The sequence below is a fragment of the Bdellovibrio bacteriovorus genome (assembly GCF_025558485.1).
Taxonomy (GTDB): Bacteria; Bdellovibrionota; Bdellovibrionia; order Bdellovibrionales; family Bdellovibrionaceae; genus Bdellovibrio; species Bdellovibrio bacteriovorus_G.
On sequence record NZ_CP102930.1, the window covers coordinates 3008892 to 3030841 of the forward strand.

Genomic DNA, 21950 nt, shown 5'->3' on the forward strand with positions numbered 1-21950 from the left:
TAGATGGATCAATTGTTTCAGTTCTTAAAACGATTCGATAAGATCACGAAGAATACGGATCTTTTCATTGCCGTGGGCCTGCTGGCAGTCCTTGCGGTGATGATCATTCCTCTGCCTGCGGTGATGCTGGATTTGACACTGACGTTCTCTTTGGCAATCAGCATCCTGATCCTTTTGGTCAGTATCTATACTGACAGAGCCCTGGATTTCACATCCTTCCCGTCATTGCTTTTGATGACGACCTTGTTCCGTCTGGCCCTGAACGTGGCGACAACACGTTTGATCCTGACTCACGGACACGAAGGTGAACAGGCTGCGGGTCATGTGATCGCATCCTTTGCGAATTTCGTGGTCGGTGGAAATTATGTCATCGGTTTTGTGATGTTCCTGATCCTGATGGTCATCAACTTCATGGTTATCACCAAGGGTTCCGGGCGCGTGGCGGAAGTCGCAGCGCGCTTCACCTTGGATGCGATGCCTGGTAAGCAAATGTCCATCGATGCGGAGTTGAACTCCGGTCATATCACTGAAGCCGAGGCGCGCAAGCGTCGTAAGCAGGTTGAAGGTGAAGCGGACTTCTACGGTGCGATGGATGGTGCCTCCAAGTTCGTTCGCGGTGATGCCATTGCCGGTATCATCATCACGATGATCAATATTATCGGCGGCTTGGCCATTGGGGTGATTCAAAAAGGTCTGGATGTTGGCACGGCTGCCAAATACTACACGATGTTGACGATTGGTGACGGTTTGCTTTCCCAGATCCCGGCGTTGGTGATCTCTACCGCGGCCGGTATCATCGTGACTCGTACTTCCAATTCTGACAAAGACGTCGGTGAGGAAGTCACTGGTCAGTTGTTCGTAAAACCTCGCGCAGTCATGATTTCCGGTGGCGTTCTGATTCTGATGGGTTTGGTGCCGGGGCTTCCAACATTGCCATTCCTGTTTATGGGTGGGGCTTTGTGTGCAACTGCGTGGATTATCAAAAAGGCCCGCGCGGAACAGGCGGAAGTCGCGAAGAGGCAATCCGATGCGGCTTTGTCGGCGCCGAAAAAAGAAAATATCGAAACGATGCTTCCGCTGGACATGGTCGAGCTGGAAGTGGGCTATGGACTTATCAATATTGTTGAGTCCGACCAAAGTGGTGACTTGCTTGAACGCATCGTCAGTATCCGCAAACAGTTTGCGCTGGATCTGGGGATTTTGGTTCCAAGCATTCACATCCGCGACAACTTGCAGCTTTCGCCGGGCGAATACCGCCTGATGATCAAAGGCAATCGTGTGGGTGGTGGCACGCTTCGTCCGGAAGCATTGCTGGCGATGGACCCGGGCAATGTGGCGGAAAGAATCGAAGGTATTCCAACGAAAGAACCTGCATTTGGCTTGGATGCATTGTGGATTTCGCCTGCACGCAAAGAAGATGCTGAGCTGGCTGGATACACAGTGGTGGATCTGCCAACAGTTATGGCGACGCACTTGACAGAAATTATTCGCACTCATGCGCATGAACTGCTAGGCCGTCAGGAAGCGTCCTCGCTTATTGAGAACTTCAAGAAGTCCCATCCCAAGGTGGTCGAAGAGCTTATTCCGGACCTTCTGCCATTGGGATCTGTCGTGCGCGTCCTTCAGAACCTGTTGAAGGAACAAGTGTCCATTCGTGACCTTCTGACGATCTTTGAGACCTTGGCGGATGATGCTCCTCGCACGAAAGACATCGAAGTGCTGACAGAGCAGGTTCGCCGTGCTCTGGCTCGCGGTATTACTGCAAAGTACACCACCGACATGGGCAATATCCCGGTTATGACCCTGCATCCTCATATTGAGGAATTGATTGCGAACTCTTTGCTGCAAACAGAGCAAGGGGTGCAATTGGTGATGGACCCGAATACGGCACATCGTTTGATCAACGAAATTGCACGTACCGTGGAAAACCATCCGGAAGTGGCCAGTCAGCCGATTCTGCTGACCAGCCCGACCTCACGTCGTCATTTATATAAATTAACGTCCCGCTTTATCCCGCAACTGGTTGTGCTTTCGCACAATGAGTTGTCTTCGGATGCGGATGTGAACTCTGTTGCACTCGTGGAGATGAGCCATGCAGGTTAAGAAATTTGAAGCACGTACCATGAAAGAAGCTCTGGAGATGGTGAAGACCCAGTTGGGTCCTGATGCCATCATCCTTTCGGCGCGTGACAATAATAAAAGCTTCGGTCTGGTCGGAGAAGGCAGCGTGGAAATTACCGCCGCCGTTTCCGAGGAGACTCTGCAAAAGAAGAAATTTGCCGAATCCCGTCTGCGTGAGCAGGACCGGGTTAAATTCAATAATAGCTCCGCAAGACAGCAAAAAGAGCTGATCCAAAAGATGGTCACGAAGCACGTGCAAAAAGCAGCTCCGACCCAGCAGGCACAACCGATCACGCAAAGACGTTATATTGATATCGAAGACGAGCAGGAATTGAATCGTCAAAACCGCGTGTCTGAGGAGCGAGTGCGTTCCGCTGCACAAAGAGCTTTGAATGCCTTCCAGGAGCAGGATGAAATCTTCTCTCGCGGTGGGAATACGGCAAAGAAAGTGGCGGTACCAGCCAAAGTCGTACCGGCTCCTGAAAGCCCGGAAATTCAGGCTCTGAAGAGCGAAATTGCCAGCTTGAAACAAGTGATCAGTCAATTCCAGCAGATGCCACAGACCTTTACAGGCTCACATCCCGGGGCGGATTATGGCATCAATTACGATCTAAGCTTTGTCTATTCCAAGCTGACCGGTGCAGGAATGGCGCCGGAAATTGCGGCAGAAATTCTGACTCAGGCGCAGGAAACATTGCCGGCTTTGAAACTGAAGAACCGCTCTTTGGTTGAAGCCTGGGTGGCTCGCCATGTTTTGGATGCAACGAAAATTGCAGCCAATCCAAGCCAGGGTAAGATCCACTGTTTCGTGGGTCCGGCGGGCAGCGGTAAAACATCCGCGTTGATCAAGATGGCCAGCAACATGGTGGTGCGTGAAGGTAAAAAGATTGCCTTGTTCACGACCGACACTTTCAAAGTGGGTGCGGCTGATCAAATGAAAATTTATGCACAGATTCTGAATGTGCCGTTCTCTGTGATTCGCACGCAGCAGGATTGGACAAATCTGATGCGTTATCTGGCGAATGTTGATTGCGTACTGGTGGATTACACGGGTCTGAGCTTAAAGAGCAATGAAGAGATTCAAATGCTTAAGAGCCTTCTGCCACCTGCGGCTTTGAATCCGAACATTCACCTGACCCTTTCCACAAATGCCAAGGACGGCGACTGCACGGAACTGGGCCGTCGCTATTCTGTTCTGGGTTACAAAGACGTGATCTTCACATCTTTGGATGAATCCACCCAGCATGGAACGATTTACAACTTTATGAAACGCTTTGATGTGCCACTGCATTCCTTTGGCATTGGTCCGCGGGTTCCGGAAGACTTTGAGTTCGCGACCAAAGAGCGTTTGTTGGATCTGATTTTCCGTATCACGCAACTTAAACAACAGGATTCTGAAGCTGTATGAGTAAAATGAATTCTTTCAATATGCAGCGGACCCGTACAATCAGCATCACCTCCGGCAAAGGCGGGGTGGGCAAAACAACTCTGGTTGCGAATATGGCACTGACCCTGGCGCAAAAAGGCAAAAGAGTTCTGATTCTGGACGGGGATTTGGGCATGGCCAATGTGGATATTCTGTTCGGTGTTCGCCCGACAGGAAATCTGCACGACATTATCGCCGGTCGCAAGGAAATGCGCGATATTCTGATGGAAGTGTCCAAGGATGTCTTCCTGATTCCGGGTGGCAGTGGCATCGTGGAATTCAATCATCTGAATCATTTTGAAAGAAGAGCCATGGTCGAGGCGGTTAGCGCACTGCCATTGGGCTTTGATTATTTGCTGATCGATACTGCTCCGGGAATTGCCGAAAATGTATTATTCCTGAATTCAGCGGCGCAAACGGTGTCGGTGGTGATCACGCCGGACCCTGCAAGTTTCGCCGATGCTTATGCGCTGATCAAAGTTCTGCACAAGCAGTACAAGGTCAATCACTTCTCGATCATCTGCAATCAAGTGCGCGATGAACAGGAGGGGTTGGGCCTGTATCAGCGCTTCAATGATGTGGTTAATAAATTCCTCTACATAGGTCTGGATTATTGGGGCTCAGTTCCCAATGATGTGGTTCTGCGTAAGGCAAATCAAATGCAGCGTCTCATTGTGAGACATGAAATCGGTGCCGAATCATCCAAGGCGATCCGTCAAATCTGTTATCAGGTGGAACAGTCCTGCAAGCAGATTGAGAGCGCCGGTGGCATGCAGATGTTCTGGGACCAGGTTGTAGGAAGTGCTTAAGGTCTGACTCCACAGTTATGTGAGAATTGGACTTTTAGGGCACCGGCCTGTTTGATAACATAGACTTCAAGAGGGAAAAATATGGGGAAAAATGCGGCATTGTTGAAGAAATATAAGGAAGAGCCACGTAAGCTCGCTCCCACTCAGAAAGATGACCTTATAAGAGAATATGCGCCGTTGATTAAATTCATCGCTCAAAAAATTGCCGTAAGACTTCCCTCTAACATCGAACTGGATGATTTGATTTCCGCAGGCGTTATTGGCTTGATGGATGCCATTGAGAAATACGATTCCACCCGTGACAATAAATTTAAAACCTATGCGGAATTCCGTATTCGTGGTGCGATTCTGGATGAATTGCGTGCCCAGGACTGGGTGCCGCGTTCTATTCGTGACAAAGCAAAATTGCTGGATAAGACCATGGTTCAACTGGAAGCGGATCTGGGCCGCACCCCTTCTGATGAAGAAGTGGCAAAAGCCCTGAATGTCAGCATTGATGAATTCCATGATCTGGTAAATCAGGTTCGTCCGGTCAGCCTGCTTCCGATTGATCAGGCGACCAGCTTCAGTAACACCGACAAAAAATCCATCATGGATATTTTGGAAGGTTCCCGCACGAACAGTCCGTTTAATCAATTGAACGTAAAGAACATCAAAGAGGTTGTGGCTCAGGCGATTGAGGAATTGCCGGAAAGACAGCGTCTGGTTCTTTCTTTGTATTATTACGAAGACCTGAATTTGAAAGAGATCGGTCAGGTTCTGCGTGTGACAGAATCCCGCGTGTCCCAGTTGCATGCTCAAGCCGTGGCCCGTCTGCGGGCGAAGCTGGCAGCCACCATTGGCGCAGGCGAATTGGAAATCGCTTAATTAACACAGTTTGATTTTAAACAGAGGCCTCCTGAAGATGTATATCTCAGGAGGTTTTTTCGTTTCTGGCAGTTATGTCAAACAACTCATGGCAGGGTCTTTGCTTTAGGAAGAGAATATAAGCAACCAAGCTTATAATAATTAAGCCAAGGAGGACCCAATGGGCACAGAAAGAACTAACAGGCCACAACAACCAGACACATCCCGAGACAGATCCCAAAGAGAAGAAAGCAGCAGAAGTGAAAGATCTGACCGCTCTTCTTCATCTGAAAGGGGTTCAAAAGATTCTCAAAGACCTCAAGCAGATAGAAACGATAGAAGAAACACAAGCCGTTAATTGCGGCTAAGGTTATCTTCGATCAAGAAAGGATCTCTTCGCAGGAAGGGGTCTTTTTTTATGTGCACGTCTCAAAAAAATATAAGGGGCTTTGTGCCTCAGGCGCAGGGGCAGTTTGTCGCCACGTCTTCAGGTGAAATTTGTTTCATGGATGGAAATGCCTTTGCGGTCTATCGAGCACCGATTCAAACTTGAGTCTCTAGGAGGTGCTTATGAAAATCCTGCCATGTCTTTTCTTAGGTCTTCTCCTCGCTTCACCCGTTCAGGCACAAGAGGAGTCTTTTGAAGGTATCCATGAAGAAAACCACGAAATTATCCTGAGTGACGGGGTGCAAACTCAGGATCGGGATTATTACTATAATTTCGGTGGAGTTCGACTGTTCCGGGAAGCCCGCGCCAACTTCTATCTGCGCAATAACACAAACATCCCCATTTATATCAATGATCTTGATCTGGTTGGCAGCAGTGCTTTCAGCTTCCGGGACAATTGCCCGCGCATCCTGTTCCGGGGCCAGCAATGTCGTATTCGGGTCTTTTTCCAACCCCGCAATCTGGGACAACATCGTGCTGACTTGGAAATTGAGCTGACTCCGCAGGAAGACGTCGTCCTGCATTTACGAGGACGTGGAGTGCTCCGTTAATTAGTCCTCGGAGTCTTCTTCCATCTTGGCTTTGATTTTTTTCATCAGGCGGGCCTCCATCTGACGGACGGCCTCGCGGGTGATGCCGTGCTTTTCGCCGATCTCCTGTAAAGTCAGGGGATCGTCATTCAAAATACGTTCATCCAGAATGATCTTTTCCCGTTCAGAAAGTTCGGGACGGATTTCTTCGATCTTTTGTTTTAAAATTTCCAACTGCTCGTTGTGAGCCAATGCTTCATCCAAAGGCTGATCGGATTGATTGCGTTGCAGATCCCCGAGGCTGGTACCGGAATCTTCATCGACCGGGCGGTCCAGACTGACATCGCGACCGGACATTCTCATGGTCATGTCGCGGACTTCGTCTTCGGGAATCCCCAAACGGCTGCTGATCAAAGCGGCGTTGGGTTCAATACCCATGGCGTCCAGAGCGTCTTTTTCTTTTTGCAGCTGATAGAAAAGCTTGCGCTGATTCTGGGTTGTTCCGATGCGCACCATGGAATACTGACGCATTAGGAATTCCTGGATATAGCCGCGAATCCACCAGACCGCGTAAGTGATCAAGCGCGCGCCTTTGTAGGGATTGAATTCGCGAACCGCATGCATCAGGCCGACATTGCCTTCCTGAATCAGATCAATCATTTTGGACCCGAATTTGGAATATTCTGCCGCGATCTTCACCACGAAGCGCAGGTTGGCTTTCACCAGGGCCTGGGCCGCCTCGGGATCTTTGCTTTCAAAGTATTTTTTCGCCAAAGCCATTTCCTCTTCGCGGGTCAGGACTTTGTATCGGCGAATTTCGTTCAGGTACATGACCAAAGGGTCTGCCGAAGTCAGAGCTTTGGATGAATCCGTCACGGCCAGGGCTTTGCTGTCTTCCTCGGCTTCGGGAATATCTTCTTCCGGCGTGGGGACGGTGTAGGCTTTTTCAGCTTCTTCAGTAGGGCGAATATCGTCGGCTTGAACGTCCTCAACTAGTTCCGCAACGACAGGTTTGGATTCCACTGTCACTTTGGCGGATTTGCGCGCAGGGGCCTTGGCAGCCTTCTTTGGGGAGGCTGTTTTTTTCGCCGCTGCGGTTTTGCTGGAGGAAGAGGTTTTTGCCTTCGTTTTTGCCATTATGAATGCTTAGCCAAGATATTTAGCCAGTTTCCTTTGCAAGGTCTCGGTGACTTTACCTTTGAAGGGGGTCAGCATCAACGGGAGATCCACCGTGACAGAGACTTTGCTCCCTGCGCCAGTTGCTGCAACGGACATATCAGCTTTAAATTGGGACCCTTTGAGATTGGCGCATTTGCTTCCATCGTCGAAAGAACACTGAATCTTTGGGTCAAAGCGTCGAATATCCTGATCGTTCGAGAGGAATTCTTTAATTTTTTTGTAAGCCTCTTCGGCGGAATGGTTGCTTTGGTGGTCGATGGTAAACTTTGGCATTTCTTCTCCTCGGCTGTTGAAAACGGCCCATCCGACTGCGTTGCCTTGCAGCTGAGCCGCTTTGAGCAGCCGCCATAAGGATGGGTTGCAGTGATGAAATTATAAGGGGAAATTTACTGCAAATGAAGCAGAATGCCGGGGGTCGAGGCGGATGGACTTTCATTTTGTTATGGGTGCTATAAGAATATGGTTTTTGACTGGAATGGCACAATATGTAAATCTGGGCCCACGAACAAGGTAGATGTATGAAGTTTGTTAAAGAGCTAAAAAGAACACATTATTGCGGAAGTCTGAGCGTTTCTCAGGCAGGACAAAAAGTTGTATTGATGGGTTGGGTTGACGTTCGACGTGACCACGGAAGTTTGGTCTTCATCGACTTGCGCGACCGTGAAGGCATCGTTCAGGTGGTATTGGACCCAAATAAACCTGAAACAGCTTCTGCAAAAAATCTGCGCGGTGAATTTGTTCTGGCTGTCGAAGGTGTTGTGCGCGCTCGCCCGGACGGGATGAAAAATGCCAAAATCAAAACCGGGGAAGTTGAAGTTGAAGCTGTTCGTTGCGAGATTCTGAATGAATCCGCCGTTCCGCCATTCCAGGTCAGCGACACCAACGTTAACGAAATGCTGCGTTTGAAATATCGCTATCTTGATTTGCGCTCTCCGCGTCTGGCAGGTCACTTGATGACCCGTCACAAAGTGGCGCAGTTGGTTCGTCGTTTCCTTTCTGACAATGGTTTTCTTGAAGTGGAAACTCCGATTCTTTACAAGTCCACTCCGGAAGGCGCGCGTGACTATCTTGTTCCGTCCCGCGTGAATCCGGGGCATTTCTATGCGCTTCCCCAGTCTCCGCAGACTTTGAAGCAGCTTTTGATGATTTCCGGTTACGACAGATACTTCCAGATCGCCCGCTGCTTCCGCGACGAAGATTTGCGCGCGGACCGTCAACCCGAGTTTTCCCAGATCGATATGGAGATGTCTTACATCGATCAGGAAGACATCATGGAGATGAACGAAAAGATGTTGCGCATGATCTGGAAAGAGATCAAAGGCATGGATGTCGGCGCCATTCCCCGTATGACATATCAGGAAGCCATGGACAGATACGGTATCGACAAACCGGACACACGTTTCGGTGTGGAGATCAAGGATCTGAAATCTGTAGTGACAGGTTCTGGTTTCAAAGTCTTCGACGATGTTCTGGCTCGCGGTGGGATCGTTCGTGGTATCGCGGCTCCGAAAGGCGGCAGCTATTCCCGTGGTCAACTGGACAAGCTGACAGACATGGCAAAGCGCGCAGGCGCTAAGGGCCTTGTGTGGATCAAGTCTGAAGCGGATGGCACATTGTCGTCTTCGGTTTCCAAATTCTTCAGTCCTGAAAAGCTGGCAGAGATGTTCAAAACTTGCGGTGGCGAACCGGGGGACTGTGCTTTGATCGTAGCGGATGATTTCGATACGGCCTGTGCGGCTCTATCCACGTTGCGTCTGCACTTGGGTCGTGAGTTGAATCTGATCGACAACAGCAAGTACAAATTCCTGTGGGTTGTGGACTTCCCATTGCTTGAGTACTCTCCGGATGAAAAGCGTTGGGTGGCTCGTCACCATCCGTTCACATCCCCGAAGGATGAGTTCGCTCAGGATCTGATCAACAACAACGAAGCGGCTTACGGCAAAATGCTGGCAAAAGCGTATGACCTTGTTTGTAACGGTTACGAAATGGGCGGCGGAAGTATCCGTATTTATCGTAACGAAATCCAACAGGGCATGTTCCGTTTGTTGGGTATGAGCGAAGCGGAAACTCAGCATAAGTTCGGTTACTTCCTGGAAGCGCTGAAGTACGGCACGCCTCCGCACGGTGGTATCGCCTGGGGCATGGACCGTCTGGTTATGCTTTTGTGTGAAACCGATGCGATTCGTGAAGTGATCGCCTTCCCGAAAACAGCCAAAGCCACAGACTTGATGTCCGAGTGTCCAAGTGATGTCAGCCGTGAACAGCTGGCGGAAGTGGGAATTCGCTTAAGTCCGATGGCCGAAAAACATCTGGAAGATTCAAAGAAGAGCTAAAAAGAAAAACCCGCAGATCAAAGCGGGTTTTTTTATTCCTGAGGCTGAACAGTGATCGGGCCCACCGTGGTGCGGACTTGAATATGTCCGACATTCTGCGGTTCCACCTTTTCCGAGGCCGCCTGCTCCAGATTGTTGGAGATCGCCCCCTGTACAGATTGCAAATCCATCTCATACAGAGCGTCCTTGGGAAGATGCAAAGTCACGGCCCCTTCTTGAGATTCAATACTGATCTGATTCTTGTAGGATTCCGGCAGATAGATTTCCGCTTTCAACTGTGAATCAGTTGTTTTGCTAAGTTCCTGGCCATTGACGTTCATGTGAATCCAGTGACTGGCCAGTGGCTCCAGAAATGTGATTTGCAGGCGATTTTTTTCCGTTGTTTGCAGGATGTATTTCCCCTCTTCAAAACGAGGAACTTTCCCGGACAGGCGGACTTTGAGGGTGCTGCCTTTGTAGGTTCGCACTTCCATTTCCACACGGCGTGACGAAAGTTGCAGTTCATCCATGCCTTGCAGGAAAAATTCCTCATTTTCTTCGTGAGCTTCGCCTTGCAGAAAACGATCTGCCACAGAATTGAAAGCGTTAAAGACTGTGCCGGGGTTATTAAAGACATAACCCATCAGCAGCATCAAAGAGCCGGCAAGAATAAAGAAAAGGGCCACAGCAGCCATCAGAAGCTTCTTTAACATGCGAAGAAACTAACACATTGAAAAGGCATTGAAAACGTAATTGAATGAAAGGGTGAGCTGGGTTTTGAAAAGAAGGAGGAGCTTATGCAGCGTATATTGCCCGAAACTGATCTTGAAAGAAGGTTGATGTCGCTAGGGGCTCCTTTTATTGAAGAAAATCAAGTTCTTGATGAGCTGTTTCAGGTTTTGGGACATGATCTTGCAGAGGATCAGGAAATGTCCCCGGAAACGAAAGAGCAGGTTTTGGACGAGATCGGTGAGTACTTCTTCCGTTTGGATATGAACTACGGTCCCGAGATCAAAGCCGACTGCATTGGGATTCTTGAAGAGTTCTGGAGTGTGGTGGATCGCGAAAGCTGCCAAAGAACTTTGGAAAACATCCGCACCCAAGGTCATCGTACCAAGTTTAATGTTCTAAGAACCTCGCTGCCCGTGGACGGCAGTATTGATGCTGTGTCCATGGAAAAATTCCGCCAGATATTTAACTTTGATTTGGAAGACGGGCAGGACTTGCAGATGAGCGAGGCCGACTACAGCAAACTGGCTCTGTGGGTTCAGCGTACAAATAAATATCTAAAAGACTCCGGCATTCTGGCCTGGGATGCTTCTCGTTATATTCATCTGGTGCGTTTAAGTTTTGTGGCCGGTTATCTTTCTGATATTCAGGCATGGTCAGAGATCCTGAAGCTGGCTCCCATCGTGGAAGGCAAGTTTGAAAACTGGATGGATTTTTCCCAAAGCTTTTTAATCGGCCGCACTTTCTGGTCAGGGGCGGATGACCCTCGTGTGAAGAACATCTGTGAAAAGCTTCTGGGACATCCGGCAAGCCCTTGGCACTTTATTGCATGGACGTAGGTCCAGAAATTCTTTTGGCGTCTCAAGTTTAAACGTTCGATTCCGATACGTTTCCTGTGAAGTGAAGACCAGGATGGCCTTCAAGCACGCACACACGGAGGTGTGAAATGGAAAAAATCAGCGGAATCCTGCCGGCAACGGCCCGGACCAGAGCGATTGATACTTCGGCATCCCAGCCTGCGCGTCCCGGTGCTTTGGCATTAGGGCGTCCGATGGGGAAAAATTCTCTAGGGGATCGCATCACCTTAAGCAAACAGATGGAAGAACTGCGGGCGACCGGTCAGCTTCCGGAGCCGGAAGCCTCTCCCGTTTATAAGAATCCGGCGGAAGTGAAAAAGCTGAAAGTGATAGATGATTTGAATCAGAAATTCTTCAACAATCCAAAATCAGTGGCGCGCGAAGGTGATCAGACCAAGTCTGAAGAAGCCTTCACAAAGGCCACCGAAAACGAAGGTCTTTTCTTTGTTGAAAAAGACTTAAGGGCGGAACCGGCACCTCTGACCCCGCAATCGGACAACACAAAAGTGACTTAAAAAGAAACCCGGACGGCGCCCCTCGCTGTCCGGGTTTTTGCTTTTAAATTTCTTTCTCCAGCAGAAAACCATTTTCTTCCAAAGAACACAGGCGATAGAGACCTTTCAATTGACGCTGTCCTGTTGAGCTTCGTTCAGCCACCACAACATAGTCCAAAGACATCTGAATAAGTCTGCGAATCGCGGTCAGACTCCACTGGGGGGCTCCCATTTGGATCAGCATTTCCAGACGGATCAAAGCTTGGGACGCGTCCTGTGCATGAAGAGTTCCAAAGCTGCCACTGTGACCTGTCGCCAGCGCCATTAAAAAATCCTTGGCTTCGGGACCGCGCACTTCACCCATAACCAAGCGATCCGGTCGCAGACGCAGGGACCGGCGTACAAGCTGCCCCTGCTCCACGGAAGGCAGAACCCCCTGAGGATCTTCGCGGGTTAAAAGCTTCATGCTGGCCTTGTTGGGAAGTGAGATCTCAGATGTGTCTTCGATCACCACGACTCGTTCACAGTCCGGCAGCAAATTTAAAAATGCATTCAGCACCGAGGTTTTTCCCGAACCTGTCGGTCCGACCACCAGAAAATTCCGGCGCTCCAGAATCAGTTTACTGAAAGCCTTCAGTTGATCCGGAGTGCACCATTGATGGTCGGCCAAGCGTGCAAAAGTCCACGGGTTCTTCGGATGGCGGCGTAAAGTCAAATGGGGGTGAGTCTGCGTCAGTTCGGCCCCGACAAGGCTAAGGCGAAAATCGCCAAAACGGCCATCGGCACAGGGAAATTCGGTGGTGATGTGGGCATTGGCGGCATGACTGATGCGATCCAGAAAATTACGATAGCTCAGTTCCGAAAAGAAATGGTCAGGATGGTGATGCAGACGACCCTGTCGTTCAAACCATATGGCCGTTGGACCGTTGATCAGAACTTCCGTGATACTGTCGTCGGCCAACAAATCCTCCACAGGCCCCCAGGAGTGAAATTCTGAAAGCACACGCTGACGAATTTTTTCCGGTGCATTTTGCGTATGAGATTTTACAAGGTTTTCCACCCGCTCAGAGCGCAGCAGGTTGTCGTCGTCATTTCCCAGCAAAAACTCATTCAAAGGCAGGCGTTGAATATCCTCATAAATGCGCTGATAAATACTTCGTGCCTCCGCAGTCATAAGCGGCCTCCGCGGTAGGACTTCAAGTGCTGCGGACTTTCCGCTTGTTCGTCGCCCTCGTGTACGATGGACGGGCGGACAAATATGACCAATTCCGTGCGATTTTCCAAGAAATCATTACTGGAAAACAGGGCGCCCAGCACCGGCAACCGTGACAGAAACGGCAGGCCTTCATGCCCCTTGGCATCCTCGTTTTTTATTAAACCTGAAAGAGCAATTGTCTGGGGACGGGTCAGGTCAAAGTGACTGGAAACCCGGTTGGTCAGGATGCCCGGAATATCGCCCACGGCAGTGGCTTTGTCCATGGTGGAAACCTCGGTTTCTATCGACAGACTCATCCGGCCTGCAGCATCGGCCTTGGGTTTTACGCGCAGTAAAATCCCGTAGCGCTTCCAGACAATGTCCTGAATTTTATAGTTCATGATTTTGATGGGAAACTCACCACCGGCCAGAAATTCGGCCTCTTTGCCGCTGCGGCAAAGAATGTTGGGGCTTGCCAGAATTTTTCCCAGTCCTTGTTGTTCCATGGCGCGGAAGTTAAAGGGCAGTTCGTCCTGCGAAAATCCCCCTGTGGGCAGCAGTCGTGCTGAATAGGCTTCGGGCCATTGCAGTCCGTATTTCATGGCCAGATTCTTTCTGATTTCCGCCACGGTGATTTGCACTTTGATAGTGGGGGCGATATCCAGACTGCTTTCATCGTGCAGAACCTGCACTCCGTAGGAAGTCAAAAGCTTCGTGTATTTCTTAACGGCCAGATCGCTGGCGCTGACCCGGATTTCCAGTGAGGGGTCAAAGATTAATGTCTGCGGCGGCAGCTTGGCTTTCTGAAAGAGCTGTTCAAAGTATCCCTGAGCCTCCTGTTGCAGGGAGGCGCTCATGCGCGCGCGCATCTGATAGGACAGATTTCTTTTTTGCATGAATTCCGCCAGGCGCACCCAGTCTTGCAGGCGATACAACTGTCCCTGAATTAGTAAGTCCCCCTCGTTCAAGGAAGCTTTCAGGCCGATGTGATTTTTTAATTGCGCCAGCAACGCACTGAATGAGGCCTTCTTGGAAGGATGCAGAACTTGCACCGAATACAGCTCGGCTCCGATTTTGAAGGTGGTTTGACCTTCCTGACGTCCGCGAATTTGCAGACGGTGTCCCTGGCCTTCTGCGGTCAGGATATTTCTATCCTGAATCCAAATTCGGTCTGTGGATTTGACAGTCAACGTAACCTGTTCGCCCAGGCCCAGGGTCAGTTCCGTCTGTGACCACGCCAGGGAAGCATATAAAAATGTCAGTAAAAGAAGAGCTGTTTTCATCACGGGGCTTTACAGCAAACCCCGTGCAGGTGATCACTGCATCAGTTTTGGAAACGAAAGACGCCGTTCGGACAATCAGGCCAGCGGCAGTTCAAAGAAGACCATCACCCCTTGCGCAGTGTTTTTAAACTGCAATGTGGATTTGTGAGATTTCAGAATGGATTGGCAGATTGTCAGCCCCAGACCCGTGCCTGTGGAATGGTGCATGACATCTTCATCGATATAAAAAGGTTTCAGGATCTTGTCGGCGACAGAGGAGGGCAGTTGTGGCCCCAGATTGGAAACCACAAAGCGCAGGTGACTGCCGCTTTTCATGCTTTCAACATGGATTTCGCTGCCATCGGTTCCAAATTTTGCGGCATTGTGAATCAGGCGCAACATCACCTGTTTGATCAGGCGGACGTCGGCATTCACAGACAGCGGTTCAAGCTTGCTGACAAGCTTCTGCTGTTTTTTTGCAAGCAGGTCGGTGACTTCTTTGTTAAGTGATTCATCGAATTGCGTGAAGGCCACTTGCTGCATATCGATTTTAAGCTGGTTGGTTTCCGCGCGAACCACCAGTAGGACATCATCGACCAGGGTTTTCAGGCGGTCGGCACTTTTGGTGATTCGATTCACCATCAGTTTGTCTTCATCATTCAGTTTGGATTCCGCCAACAGGGAGGAAAAACTTAAGATGGAAGTCAGTGGGGTTTTTAATTCATGATTGATCAGAATCATGAAATTGGATTTCGCCACATCCAAACTTTTTAAGTCATCCAGTGCGCGCGCCAGTTCCTGATTTTTTTGTTTTAATTCCTGTCCCAGGGCGAAGCGATCAATCGCATGTTCCACGGTGTTGGAAAGATCTGTCGGGTCCCAGGGTTTTGTCAGATAGCGGAAGATCTGCCCCTTGTTCACGGCCATGATGACGGATTCAAGATCCGTGTATCCTGTCAGCAGGATACGAACTGTTTCAGGATGAGACTCCAGAGTTTTCTCCAAAAATTCCACCCCGGTCATCTCCGGCATTCTTTGATCCGTGATGATAAGTGCAACAGGACCTCGATGTTCGTCGAGAACAGCAAGAGCTTCCTTTCCCGAGGTGGCCTTTAGTACTGTGTACTTCTTCCTAAAGAGCCTCTCAAGCGCATCCACATTATCTATTTCATCATCTACACAAAGAATTGTGTGCTTAGTCATAGAAGCTAGTGTAGGATTGTGGAAAGATCTGTGCAAAGTATTTTGTACGGGTTTGTTGTCATGGATGACGATGCGGAAAAATTGCAGAAAACTATGCTGGCCATCAGTCTAGTTTCACAATCTTTCAATACTTTTGCTCAAGAATGAGTCAAGTTCAAGTCCACTCCTGACGATAATAGAGACGATAGAAGTTTTTTATCCTTTTCAGGAGATCGTGTATGAAGTTTTGGATGCGCATTGCAGCTCCCGTCACACTGGTGATGAGTATTGCAGGTGGTGCTCAAGCTCAAATGTGGGGTACGGGAATGTACGGAGGCATGCAAGCATGTCCTTATAACTATTCCGCGGGCGCCGGGTCCTCCAGCTATCTTGATGAAATCAAAGAAGCTCAGGCTGAAATCAGCGAGGCACAAAAACAGCTTCGCTCCAAACAGTCTGAACTCAAGAAGATCGACAGGGCAATTAAACGATCCAGCGATGCTGTGAACGGAGTTGTTTCTTCCGACTATACAGAGTTCATGTTTGAACACATCTCCAACAACGTGAACTGTAAAGAGTATAAAGGCCTGGGCGGCGGTGATGAGTTCATCGCGCAAGGGCAGGAAGGCGATGCTTCCATTCAGGCTCCGGCAACACGTGAAGTGTACGGATTCCAAATTCAGGAATGGGCACGTCTGTGTGACGCAAATAAAAACGGTTCCGTTTCCGGGGCTGTCTGCGAAAACCCACGTTATCGTCAAAGTGAAAAAGGCCGTCATACAACAGCAGACTGTAAAAAAGGTCTGACTGACGTTAGAAAAGGCTATGCGGATCGCAACAAAGTGACTCGTGAAATCGACGCTTTGAAAGCTTTGATCGAAAACAGAAAAGAAGACATCAAAATTGCCAAAGAAGACTATGCCGACGAACAACGTGAAAGACGTCGTGAGCAGCTGGAAGGTGGCGTTTGTATCGACTGTATCGCCAGCGGTTCCGGCTATCAGTATCAGAAGCCAGAAACAAACTGGGGTTCTGTTGTTGGTAACGTTGCTCTGGGGCTGGGTTCTATTTTCCTGGGTTACAAAACAAATCAAATGGTTGCTGACGCAAACTCCAACATCGGTTGGCCGACAGACCCGTGGGCTTCCATGGGCTATGGTTACGGTTTGGGTGCGATCGGTACTGGTGTTGGTCAAATGATCAACGGCGGTAGCGGTATCTACGGCTCTATCGGCGGTGGTATCGGTGCGGGTGCATTCGGTTGCGCGGGTAACAATGGTGGTGCTTACGGTATGATGGGTCCTTACGGAGGTATGAACGGCAATGGCATGTGGGGGAACCCTTATGCGATGGCTGGCCTTGGTATGGGCGGCATGGGCGGTGGTATCTTCATGCCTGGTATGGGTCCTTGGGGTATGGCCGGTCCTTGGGGCATGGGCGGACCTATGGGCGGTATGGGTGGCATGATGGGTGCTTACCCAGGCGCGATGATCGGTGGTTTCGGCGGCGGCATGATGGGAGCATATCCTGGCTCCATGATGGGTGCTTATCCGGGTTCAATGATGGGTGGCATGGCCGGAATGATGGGCGCATACCCAGGTGGAATGATGGGCATGGGCGCATTGGCTAGCGGAATTATCGGAGCATATCCTGGAGCAATGATGGGTGGATACCCTGGCTCTATGATGGGCGGTATGGCTGGAATGGGTGGCATGATGGGCGCTTATCCGGGTTCAATGATGGGCGGTATGGCCGGAATGGGCGGCATGATGGGCGCTTATCCGGGTTCAATGATGGGTGGCATGGCCGGAATGATGGGCGGCTATCCAGGCTCAATGATTGGTGGAATCGGCGGCGGCATGATGGGAGCATATCCTGGCTCCATGATCGGCAGTATGGCTGGTATGATGGGTGCTTACCCTGGCGCGATGGTCGGAATGGGCGGTCTTGCTGGTGGTATGATGGGCGCTTATCCGGGCGCAATGATGGGTGGTATGGCCGGCATGACTGGTGGCATGGCCGGCAGCTTGGGCATGATGCAAATGCAACAGCAAATGATGCAAATGCAGATGCAGCAATACCAACAGTACATCCAGCAACAGCAGTCTTACATGCAACAACAAATGCAAAGACAGCAGGTTGTGGCAGGATTGCAGCAGGAACTTTACGGTCTGTTGTATAGAATCCAGCAGGTTCAATACGGTGTGGGCGGCGTAGGCGGCTCTATCGGAATCGGCGGCGGCATCGGTGGTATCGGTGGCGGAATTGTGCCAACACCAATCGGTGGTGGTACAGGAACAAGCCCGATCCCAATGCCAATTGGAAATGGCACGGGGACAGGCACTGCGCCAATCCCTTCTGCACGATAATTTCAATAAAACAGTTAAATAAACGAAGGCCCTCTGCTAAAACAGAGGGCCTTATGCTTTTCAGAATTCCGCGTCTGTATGACAGTCACACTCACTTTCTGGCCACCGGCGAATTTGCCTCGGGTCTGCGTTTGGAGGAAATCAACTCCAGGCAGGCTTTGCAGAATATTGCCCGCACCAATCCCGGATACTACCGCCGTCATTGGCTGCTGGGGTTTGGCTGGGACGAGCGTAAATGGCCTGCGGATGAACAGCCTCATAAGAATCTTCTTGATGAAGTCTTTCCCGACATTCCGGTTTTCTTTGCACGTATGGATGGACACAGTTGCTGGTTGAACTCACTGGCATTGCAAGAAATGAATCTGACTTCAGAAACGGGCATCCTGACGGAAAAAGACCATCTGCGTGCATGGGACCAGCTTCCGGGGTTTACCAAGGAACAAGAACGCACTCACATTCTGCAAGCCTGCCGGACTTTTAATAAGGCCGGATTCACGCATGTGCGTGACATGAGCTGCACAGAATCCCTGTGGAACATGCTGTGCGAAGTGGCCGATGCCGGTGATTTGACATTGGCGATTGAGGAAAACTTCACCTCACATGACATGAATGATTTTGAAGCCATGCTAAATCTGGCGAAATATGCCCGTCAGAACGAGCGTCCTTTGCTTCGCGCTAAAGGTATCAAGGTGTTCTATGATGGATCACTGGGATCAGAGACAGCGTTGCTGTCCAAACCCTATAATGGAATCCGTGGAGGCAATCAGGGGCGGGTTTTGTGGGATATCGCAGATATTGAAAATATCATGAAGCAAACCTGGGCTGCGGGACTGGAATTTTCAGTTCATGCCATCGGGGATGAAGCGTCCCATCACATCGTGCAAACAGCGCGCAAAATTTCTGCTCAAGGTGCTGTTGGCCGTTTGAATATGGAACATGCGCAAGTACTGCGCCCGGAAACAATTCAGATGATGAAGCCCCTGCATGTGCGCTGTCATTTGCAACCCTGTCACTGGCTTAGCGACCGGGTATGGTTGCAGGACAAGCTGAAAGAACTTTATCCGTATGCATTCCCGTGGGAGGCCTTGCGAGCAGCGCAGATTCCGATTTCCTTTGGCTGTGACAGTCCTGTGGAACCATCGTCGTTCTGGCGCAATAAGATTGCATTGGATGAAAGCCCGAACTTCAGAATCCGCAAGTTTACGGGGGATTTGACGGTGGCTCATGCTCATCCGGATAAGAGCTTTGCAGATTCCTACACCATCATCGAAGATGGCGTTGTGAAGGAAATCAATTTCAACGGACGTCCGTTGTCACTGGAATGACGAAGCATCAATCACCAGCTTTTTGCCACGCATGACATAGATACCACCACCAAACAGCAGGGCCGCCGTGGGGTACAGCCAGGTTTTGTTGCGCTGAAGCCAGCTTTTTCCTGTCAGATCAGAATCCTGTCCTTCGTTCAAACGTCGCACGCATTGTGCGTTCCAAAAAACAGAACCCTGATTTAAAAGATTCATACTGTCGATATCTGCATGAAAGCCTTTGCAGGAGCCTGATACCAGGGGTTCTGCTTTCAGATTTTGTGACAGGAGCTCCGCATAGGTCCCATAGAAGCTGACGGGGTTGTGAGTATTCGACAGCAAAGTGAAATGATAGCGTGCCGAGGCCACAAGCAACAGCCGACTGCCAGCTTCCAACGAGTAAGCAGAGCTTTCCACCAGCAGTGTTTCCGCCCACGAATTTTTTGTGCGCAGTTCGCTTAAGGACGCGGGTTCCAGAGGGCATTCGGAAGAGGCTGTGTTTTCTCCGGATAAGAAATTCATTTTGCATGAAAGCTGATGGATGGCCGTCTTCATGGCTTTGTTTGCTGAGGTGACGGACTGCCAGCGTGCCAGAAGGTCTTTAAGAAATTGCAGGCTAAGAGTGGACAGGGCCGCCTCGCGGTTGATTTTATCCAGCTGTTCCAAGCCGGAGGAAATTTCGATATCTATTAGATCAGCCAGAGCGAAGATTTTTTGTTCCTGCTGCGGCTGACTTTGCATTTCCTCGATAACGAATCTTTGAAACGACTGGGCGCGGGGATTCAGACTAAGAAAGCTTTCAAATTCTTTTGGGGAAGAACCCGGTCCCTGAATCAGAACCTGAGCTTGCCCCAAGACAGGCCACAGTACACTTAGAAAGAAAATAAGATTTTTCACAGGCACATCCTTAGTTTTGATAGTCCACTTTTAAACGCGGGGCCGAGGCTGACGAGGTGACCTCGGTGCCTTTTTCGTCGGGGTTCTGCACAACGGCTAAAAACGGGCCATTAAAGCCAAGCAACCGGGAGCTTTCGGTGTCTTTTACCAGAACGGCGTACTGTTCCGGGTTCAGCGGAGCTCGCAGAAGTTTTAGTTTACTTCCCACCTTCAGTCCGCCTTTTTGACGGTCATTGGAGGCCAGGTAAAGATCCACCACGCCGCCCATATCACCCACCAGCGAGGCCAAAGATTCGGCGTTGCTGATTTCCAAAGGAACTAACACGAAACCTCGGGGAATATATGTATCCACAGATGCTGGAGAGGGAAGGGCTTGCAGAACATCTTCTTTTTCAGATTTGGGACCGGCGATAAATGCGACCAGTCCGACGACAATAAACCCGGTCAGAGGCCAATTATTTTTTATTTGGGAAAGTGCCCTTTGAAACATAAGACTTCTCCTTGATGAACTGGTGTTTGCGTTGTGCGGATTTGAGTTCCGAGATCTGAGAAAGAGCTGCGAAGAAAACTAAAAAAATCAGACTCATCACCAGACAGACTTCAATGAGTATTTGCCCTTTGTTATCAGTGTTTTCCATCCCCGAGCATCCTTGGTTAAAGTGACTGCGCAGGCTTTATCAAACTGAAATGAACCAGCCAGAAAATAAGCCAAAGGCCCGCGCGGTGTGAGCCGGTATTGCCAACGATGCGCCAAAGCCTGACGGGTTTCAAAACTCTCTTCGGGACTGTAAGTCGGAGCCACGTCCGATGAGTCCGGATGGACAGCCAGACGGGGAGCTTCTTCATGAAGCACCCGCAGCGATAAATTCAGAAAGAAGAACTGTGTCTTGAGATTCTGGGCGCGACTGCGAATATCAAAAGCGGTGGAGCCATGATTGCGGGCCAATAGCAGATTGCTTTGCTGAATCAGTTGTTTTTGGCGTAGATCCAGTTCCTGCCGTTTTTGTCTGATCTTGGCGAGTTGAGCTTTTAATGTGGTGATAGCCGGGACATTCCCAGAACTGACTGCGACGGCCAGCTTTGCCAGCACGGCTGTTTCCTGGATTTTTAGAGTTGTGGCTACGGGGTTCAGCGCAAGCAGAGACATCAAAAGCGGACGAACGGAGGCCTGCCCGCTCAGTCCCCCTGAACGGCAGTGGTGTTTTAGCTCCAGATCGGTTTGCATAAAGCTCATCAGGACAGCGACCAGAAACAGTCCGGCCAGCAGACAGGGCAGTAAGGAAACCACCAGAATTGCGGCAAAGCCTTTTTCGGATGTGAAGTGCCTCATTGTAAGTTTCCTAATGGGGCAGAGCCAGCTCTTTGCTGATCTTTATTGTTGGATTTAACTGAATGACAACTTTTCCGGAAGGCCGATAGGTCTGTATTTGAATGGATACATCTGTTTGAGAGGGAAGAATCTGGTGCATTTGTTTTAAGAAGTGATCTTCACAGAAATGAATTTTTTCCGAAGCACCGCAAAGCAGAGCTTCATGCAGATGATAGTCCGCCACATAAAAAACCAGTGATCGGTACAGCAAGAGTGTCAGAATACTTCCTAGTAAAAACAGAACTGGCAGGATCAGTACGGATTCCAGCAGTCCCTGCCCCTGATTGGTTTTAAGCAGATTCATACGAACTACTTTTTGGCTTTGGAATCGTTAACGGAGCCTTCGAAGAAATCACTGAAATCACGTTTTTTGTACATGCTGTCTGTGACGGCGTGAGCGTTCTTTTTGCGGCTGTCAGTGCCGCCCAGGGCCTGTGCGACATTGGCGAATTGCACGTCGATATTAGCGCCCACAACTTTGATGACGGAAATGCTGCCAATAGCAACGATGGCCACGATGATCAGATATTCGACCAGTCCCTGACCTTTTTTATTTTTAAGAAGTGATTTGGTTTTCATAAGACCTCCGGGAAGGAGGCCTTAGCAAAAGATGTGTTGTTG

Annotated in this window: 21 protein-coding genes; 10 read left to right on the top strand and 11 right to left on the bottom strand. The window is 49.8% G+C overall.

Features of this window, described 5'->3' with window-relative positions:
- The first annotated feature begins 3 nt into the window (after positions 1-3).
- The 5 genes from flhA to EZJ49_RS14795 all read left to right on the top strand — a co-directional run bounded on the left by flhA (position 4) and on the right by EZJ49_RS14795 (position 6201).
- Positions 4-2103, top strand: coding sequence for a flagellar biosynthesis protein FlhA (gene flhA / locus EZJ49_RS14775; RefSeq protein WP_262553004.1), 2100 nt, complete (start codon positions 4-6; stop codon positions 2101-2103).
- Positions 2093-3529: a flagellar biosynthesis protein FlhF gene (gene flhF / locus EZJ49_RS14780; RefSeq protein ID WP_262553005.1), complete on the top strand. Its 1437-nt coding sequence runs from the start codon at positions 2093-2095 to the stop codon at positions 3527-3529. The genes flhA and flhF overlap by 11 nt, the downstream gene beginning before the upstream one ends.
- Positions 3526-4356, top strand: a complete 831-nt coding sequence (locus EZJ49_RS14785) for a MinD/ParA family protein (RefSeq protein ID WP_262553006.1) — start codon at positions 3526-3528, stop codon at positions 4354-4356. The genes flhF and EZJ49_RS14785 overlap by 4 nt, the downstream gene beginning before the upstream one ends.
- A gap of 81 nt (positions 4357-4437) precedes the next feature.
- Positions 4438-5223, top strand: coding sequence for a FliA/WhiG family RNA polymerase sigma factor (locus EZJ49_RS14790; RefSeq protein WP_011165664.1), 786 nt, complete (start codon positions 4438-4440; stop codon positions 5221-5223).
- Between the two features lie 549 nt (positions 5224-5772).
- Positions 5773-6201, top strand: coding sequence for a hypothetical protein (locus EZJ49_RS14795; protein WP_262553007.1), 429 nt, complete (start codon positions 5773-5775; stop codon positions 6199-6201).
- Here the strand turns inward: EZJ49_RS14795 and EZJ49_RS14800 are convergent, their stop codons facing one another.
- Together EZJ49_RS14800 and EZJ49_RS14805 are read right to left on the bottom strand one after the other, a co-directional pair.
- A complete protein-coding gene (locus tag EZJ49_RS14800; RefSeq protein WP_262553008.1) occupies positions 6202-7317 on the bottom strand; it encodes an RNA polymerase sigma factor RpoD/SigA in 1116 nt (371 codons plus the stop codon). It abuts the gene before it with no gap.
- A gap of 9 nt (positions 7318-7326) precedes the next feature.
- Positions 7327-7632, bottom strand: coding sequence for a polyhydroxyalkanoic acid system family protein (locus EZJ49_RS14805; protein WP_262553009.1), 306 nt, complete (start codon positions 7630-7632; stop codon positions 7327-7329).
- A 245-nt stretch (positions 7633-7877) separates the two neighbouring features.
- On the opposite strand from EZJ49_RS14805, the gene aspS reads away from it, so the two are divergent.
- Entirely contained in the window at positions 7878-9692 is a 1815-nt protein-coding gene (aspS, locus tag EZJ49_RS14810) for an aspartate--tRNA ligase (RefSeq protein ID WP_262553010.1), read from the top strand.
- 32 nt (positions 9693-9724) lie between these two features.
- Here aspS and EZJ49_RS14815 read toward each other — a convergent pair whose 3' ends face one another.
- Positions 9725-10366: a hypothetical protein gene (locus EZJ49_RS14815; protein ID WP_262553011.1), complete on the bottom strand. Its 642-nt coding sequence runs from the start codon at positions 10364-10366 to the stop codon at positions 9725-9727.
- A gap of 102 nt (positions 10367-10468) precedes the next feature.
- Between EZJ49_RS14815 and EZJ49_RS14820 the strand changes: the two genes are divergently transcribed.
- Positions 10469-11239 carry a DUF1266 domain-containing protein gene (locus EZJ49_RS14820; protein ID WP_262553013.1) on the top strand — a complete coding sequence of 257 codons (771 nt, stop codon included), beginning with the start codon at positions 10469-10471 and terminating at the stop codon, positions 11237-11239.
- A 107-nt stretch (positions 11240-11346) separates the two neighbouring features.
- A complete protein-coding gene (locus tag EZJ49_RS14825; protein ID WP_262553014.1) occupies positions 11347-11772 on the top strand; it encodes a hypothetical protein in 426 nt (141 codons plus the stop codon).
- 43 nt (positions 11773-11815) lie between these two features.
- Here the strand turns inward: EZJ49_RS14825 and EZJ49_RS14830 are convergent, their stop codons facing one another.
- The 3 genes from EZJ49_RS14830 to EZJ49_RS14840 all read right to left on the bottom strand — a co-directional run bounded on the left by EZJ49_RS14830 (position 11816) and on the right by EZJ49_RS14840 (position 15411).
- Complete coding sequence (locus EZJ49_RS14830; protein ID WP_262553015.1) at positions 11816-12925, bottom strand: CpaF family protein; 1110 nt, start codon at positions 12923-12925, stop codon at positions 11816-11818.
- The gene (locus EZJ49_RS14835) at positions 12922-14229 is read right to left on the bottom strand and encodes a pilus assembly protein (protein ID WP_262553016.1); all 1308 of its coding nucleotides are present in this window, start codon (positions 14227-14229) and stop codon (positions 12922-12924) included. Before EZJ49_RS14835 ends, EZJ49_RS14830 begins: the two co-directional genes overlap by 4 nt.
- Positions 14230-14304: 75 nt before the next feature.
- A complete protein-coding gene (locus tag EZJ49_RS14840; RefSeq protein WP_262553017.1) occupies positions 14305-15411 on the bottom strand; it encodes a hybrid sensor histidine kinase/response regulator in 1107 nt (368 codons plus the stop codon).
- Positions 15412-15629: 218 nt separating this feature from the next.
- Between EZJ49_RS14840 and EZJ49_RS14845 the strand changes: the two genes are divergently transcribed.
- Positions 15630-17759 carry a hypothetical protein gene (locus EZJ49_RS14845; RefSeq protein WP_262553019.1) on the top strand — a complete coding sequence of 710 codons (2130 nt, stop codon included), beginning with the start codon at positions 15630-15632 and terminating at the stop codon, positions 17757-17759.
- 53 nt (positions 17760-17812) lie between these two features.
- Positions 17813-19084: an amidohydrolase gene (locus EZJ49_RS14850; RefSeq protein ID WP_262553020.1), complete on the top strand. Its 1272-nt coding sequence runs from the start codon at positions 17813-17815 to the stop codon at positions 19082-19084.
- On the opposite strand, the gene EZJ49_RS14855 is transcribed toward EZJ49_RS14850, so the two are convergent.
- The 5 genes from EZJ49_RS14855 to EZJ49_RS14875 form a co-directional block, all read right to left on the bottom strand.
- On the bottom strand, positions 19073-19960 hold the full coding sequence (locus EZJ49_RS14855; protein WP_262553021.1) for a hypothetical protein: 888 nt from the start codon (positions 19958-19960) through the stop codon (positions 19073-19075). The genes EZJ49_RS14850 and EZJ49_RS14855 overlap by 12 nt on opposite strands.
- 10 nt (positions 19961-19970) lie before the next feature.
- Entirely contained in the window at positions 19971-20450 is a 480-nt protein-coding gene (locus EZJ49_RS14860; RefSeq protein ID WP_262553022.1) for a hypothetical protein, read from the bottom strand.
- Positions 20451-20546: 96 nt separating this feature from the next.
- Entirely contained in the window at positions 20547-21290 is a 744-nt protein-coding gene (locus EZJ49_RS14865) for a hypothetical protein (protein ID WP_262553023.1), read from the bottom strand.
- A 10-nt stretch (positions 21291-21300) separates the two neighbouring features.
- Positions 21301-21633, bottom strand: coding sequence for a hypothetical protein (locus EZJ49_RS14870; RefSeq protein ID WP_262553024.1), 333 nt, complete (start codon positions 21631-21633; stop codon positions 21301-21303).
- Between the two features lie 5 nt (positions 21634-21638).
- Positions 21639-21908 (bottom strand): Flp family type IVb pilin, encoded by a 270-nt coding sequence (locus EZJ49_RS14875; RefSeq protein ID WP_262553025.1) that lies wholly within the window; start codon positions 21906-21908, stop codon positions 21639-21641.
- Positions 21909-21950: the final 42 nt, after the last annotated feature.

Bases quoted from the DNA above. Each gene is read 5' to 3' on its own strand.
- flhA (WP_262553004.1), top strand. From the start codon at position 4: ATGGATCAATTGTTTCAGTTCTTAAAACGATTCGATAAGATCACGAAG.
- flhF (WP_262553005.1), top strand. From the start codon at position 2,093: ATGCAGGTTAAGAAATTTGAAGCACGTACCATGAAAGAAGCTCTGGAG.
- EZJ49_RS14785 (WP_262553006.1), top strand. From the start codon at position 3,526: ATGAGTAAAATGAATTCTTTCAATATGCAGCGGACCCGTACAATCAGC.
- EZJ49_RS14790 (WP_011165664.1), top strand. From the start codon at position 4,438: ATGGGGAAAAATGCGGCATTGTTGAAGAAATATAAGGAAGAGCCACGT.
- EZJ49_RS14795 (WP_262553007.1), top strand. From the start codon at position 5,773: ATGAAAATCCTGCCATGTCTTTTCTTAGGTCTTCTCCTCGCTTCACCC.
- EZJ49_RS14800 (WP_262553008.1), bottom strand. From the start codon at position 7,317: ATGGCAAAAACGAAGGCAAAAACCTCTTCCTCCAGCAAAACCGCAGCG.
- EZJ49_RS14805 (WP_262553009.1), bottom strand. From the start codon at position 7,632: ATGCCAAAGTTTACCATCGACCACCAAAGCAACCATTCCGCCGAAGAG.
- aspS (WP_262553010.1), top strand. From the start codon at position 7,878: ATGAAGTTTGTTAAAGAGCTAAAAAGAACACATTATTGCGGAAGTCTG.
- EZJ49_RS14815 (WP_262553011.1), bottom strand. From the start codon at position 10,366: ATGGCTGCTGTGGCCCTTTTCTTTATTCTTGCCGGCTCTTTGATGCTG.
- EZJ49_RS14820 (WP_262553013.1), top strand. From the start codon at position 10,469: ATGCAGCGTATATTGCCCGAAACTGATCTTGAAAGAAGGTTGATGTCG.
- EZJ49_RS14825 (WP_262553014.1), top strand. From the start codon at position 11,347: ATGGAAAAAATCAGCGGAATCCTGCCGGCAACGGCCCGGACCAGAGCG.
- EZJ49_RS14830 (WP_262553015.1), bottom strand. From the start codon at position 12,925: ATGACTGCGGAGGCACGAAGTATTTATCAGCGCATTTATGAGGATATT.
- EZJ49_RS14835 (WP_262553016.1), bottom strand. From the start codon at position 14,229: ATGAAAACAGCTCTTCTTTTACTGACATTTTTATATGCTTCCCTGGCG.
- EZJ49_RS14840 (WP_262553017.1), bottom strand. From the start codon at position 15,411: ATGACTAAGCACACAATTCTTTGTGTAGATGATGAAATAGATAATGTG.
- EZJ49_RS14845 (WP_262553019.1), top strand. From the start codon at position 15,630: ATGAAGTTTTGGATGCGCATTGCAGCTCCCGTCACACTGGTGATGAGT.
- EZJ49_RS14850 (WP_262553020.1), top strand. From the start codon at position 17,813: ATGCTTTTCAGAATTCCGCGTCTGTATGACAGTCACACTCACTTTCTG.
- EZJ49_RS14860 (WP_262553022.1), bottom strand. From the start codon at position 20,450: ATGTTTCAAAGGGCACTTTCCCAAATAAAAAATAATTGGCCTCTGACC.
- EZJ49_RS14865 (WP_262553023.1), bottom strand. From the start codon at position 21,290: ATGAGGCACTTCACATCCGAAAAAGGCTTTGCCGCAATTCTGGTGGTT.
- EZJ49_RS14870 (WP_262553024.1), bottom strand. From the start codon at position 21,633: ATGAATCTGCTTAAAACCAATCAGGGGCAGGGACTGCTGGAATCCGTA.
- EZJ49_RS14875 (WP_262553025.1), bottom strand. From the start codon at position 21,908: ATGAAAACCAAATCACTTCTTAAAAATAAAAAAGGTCAGGGACTGGTC.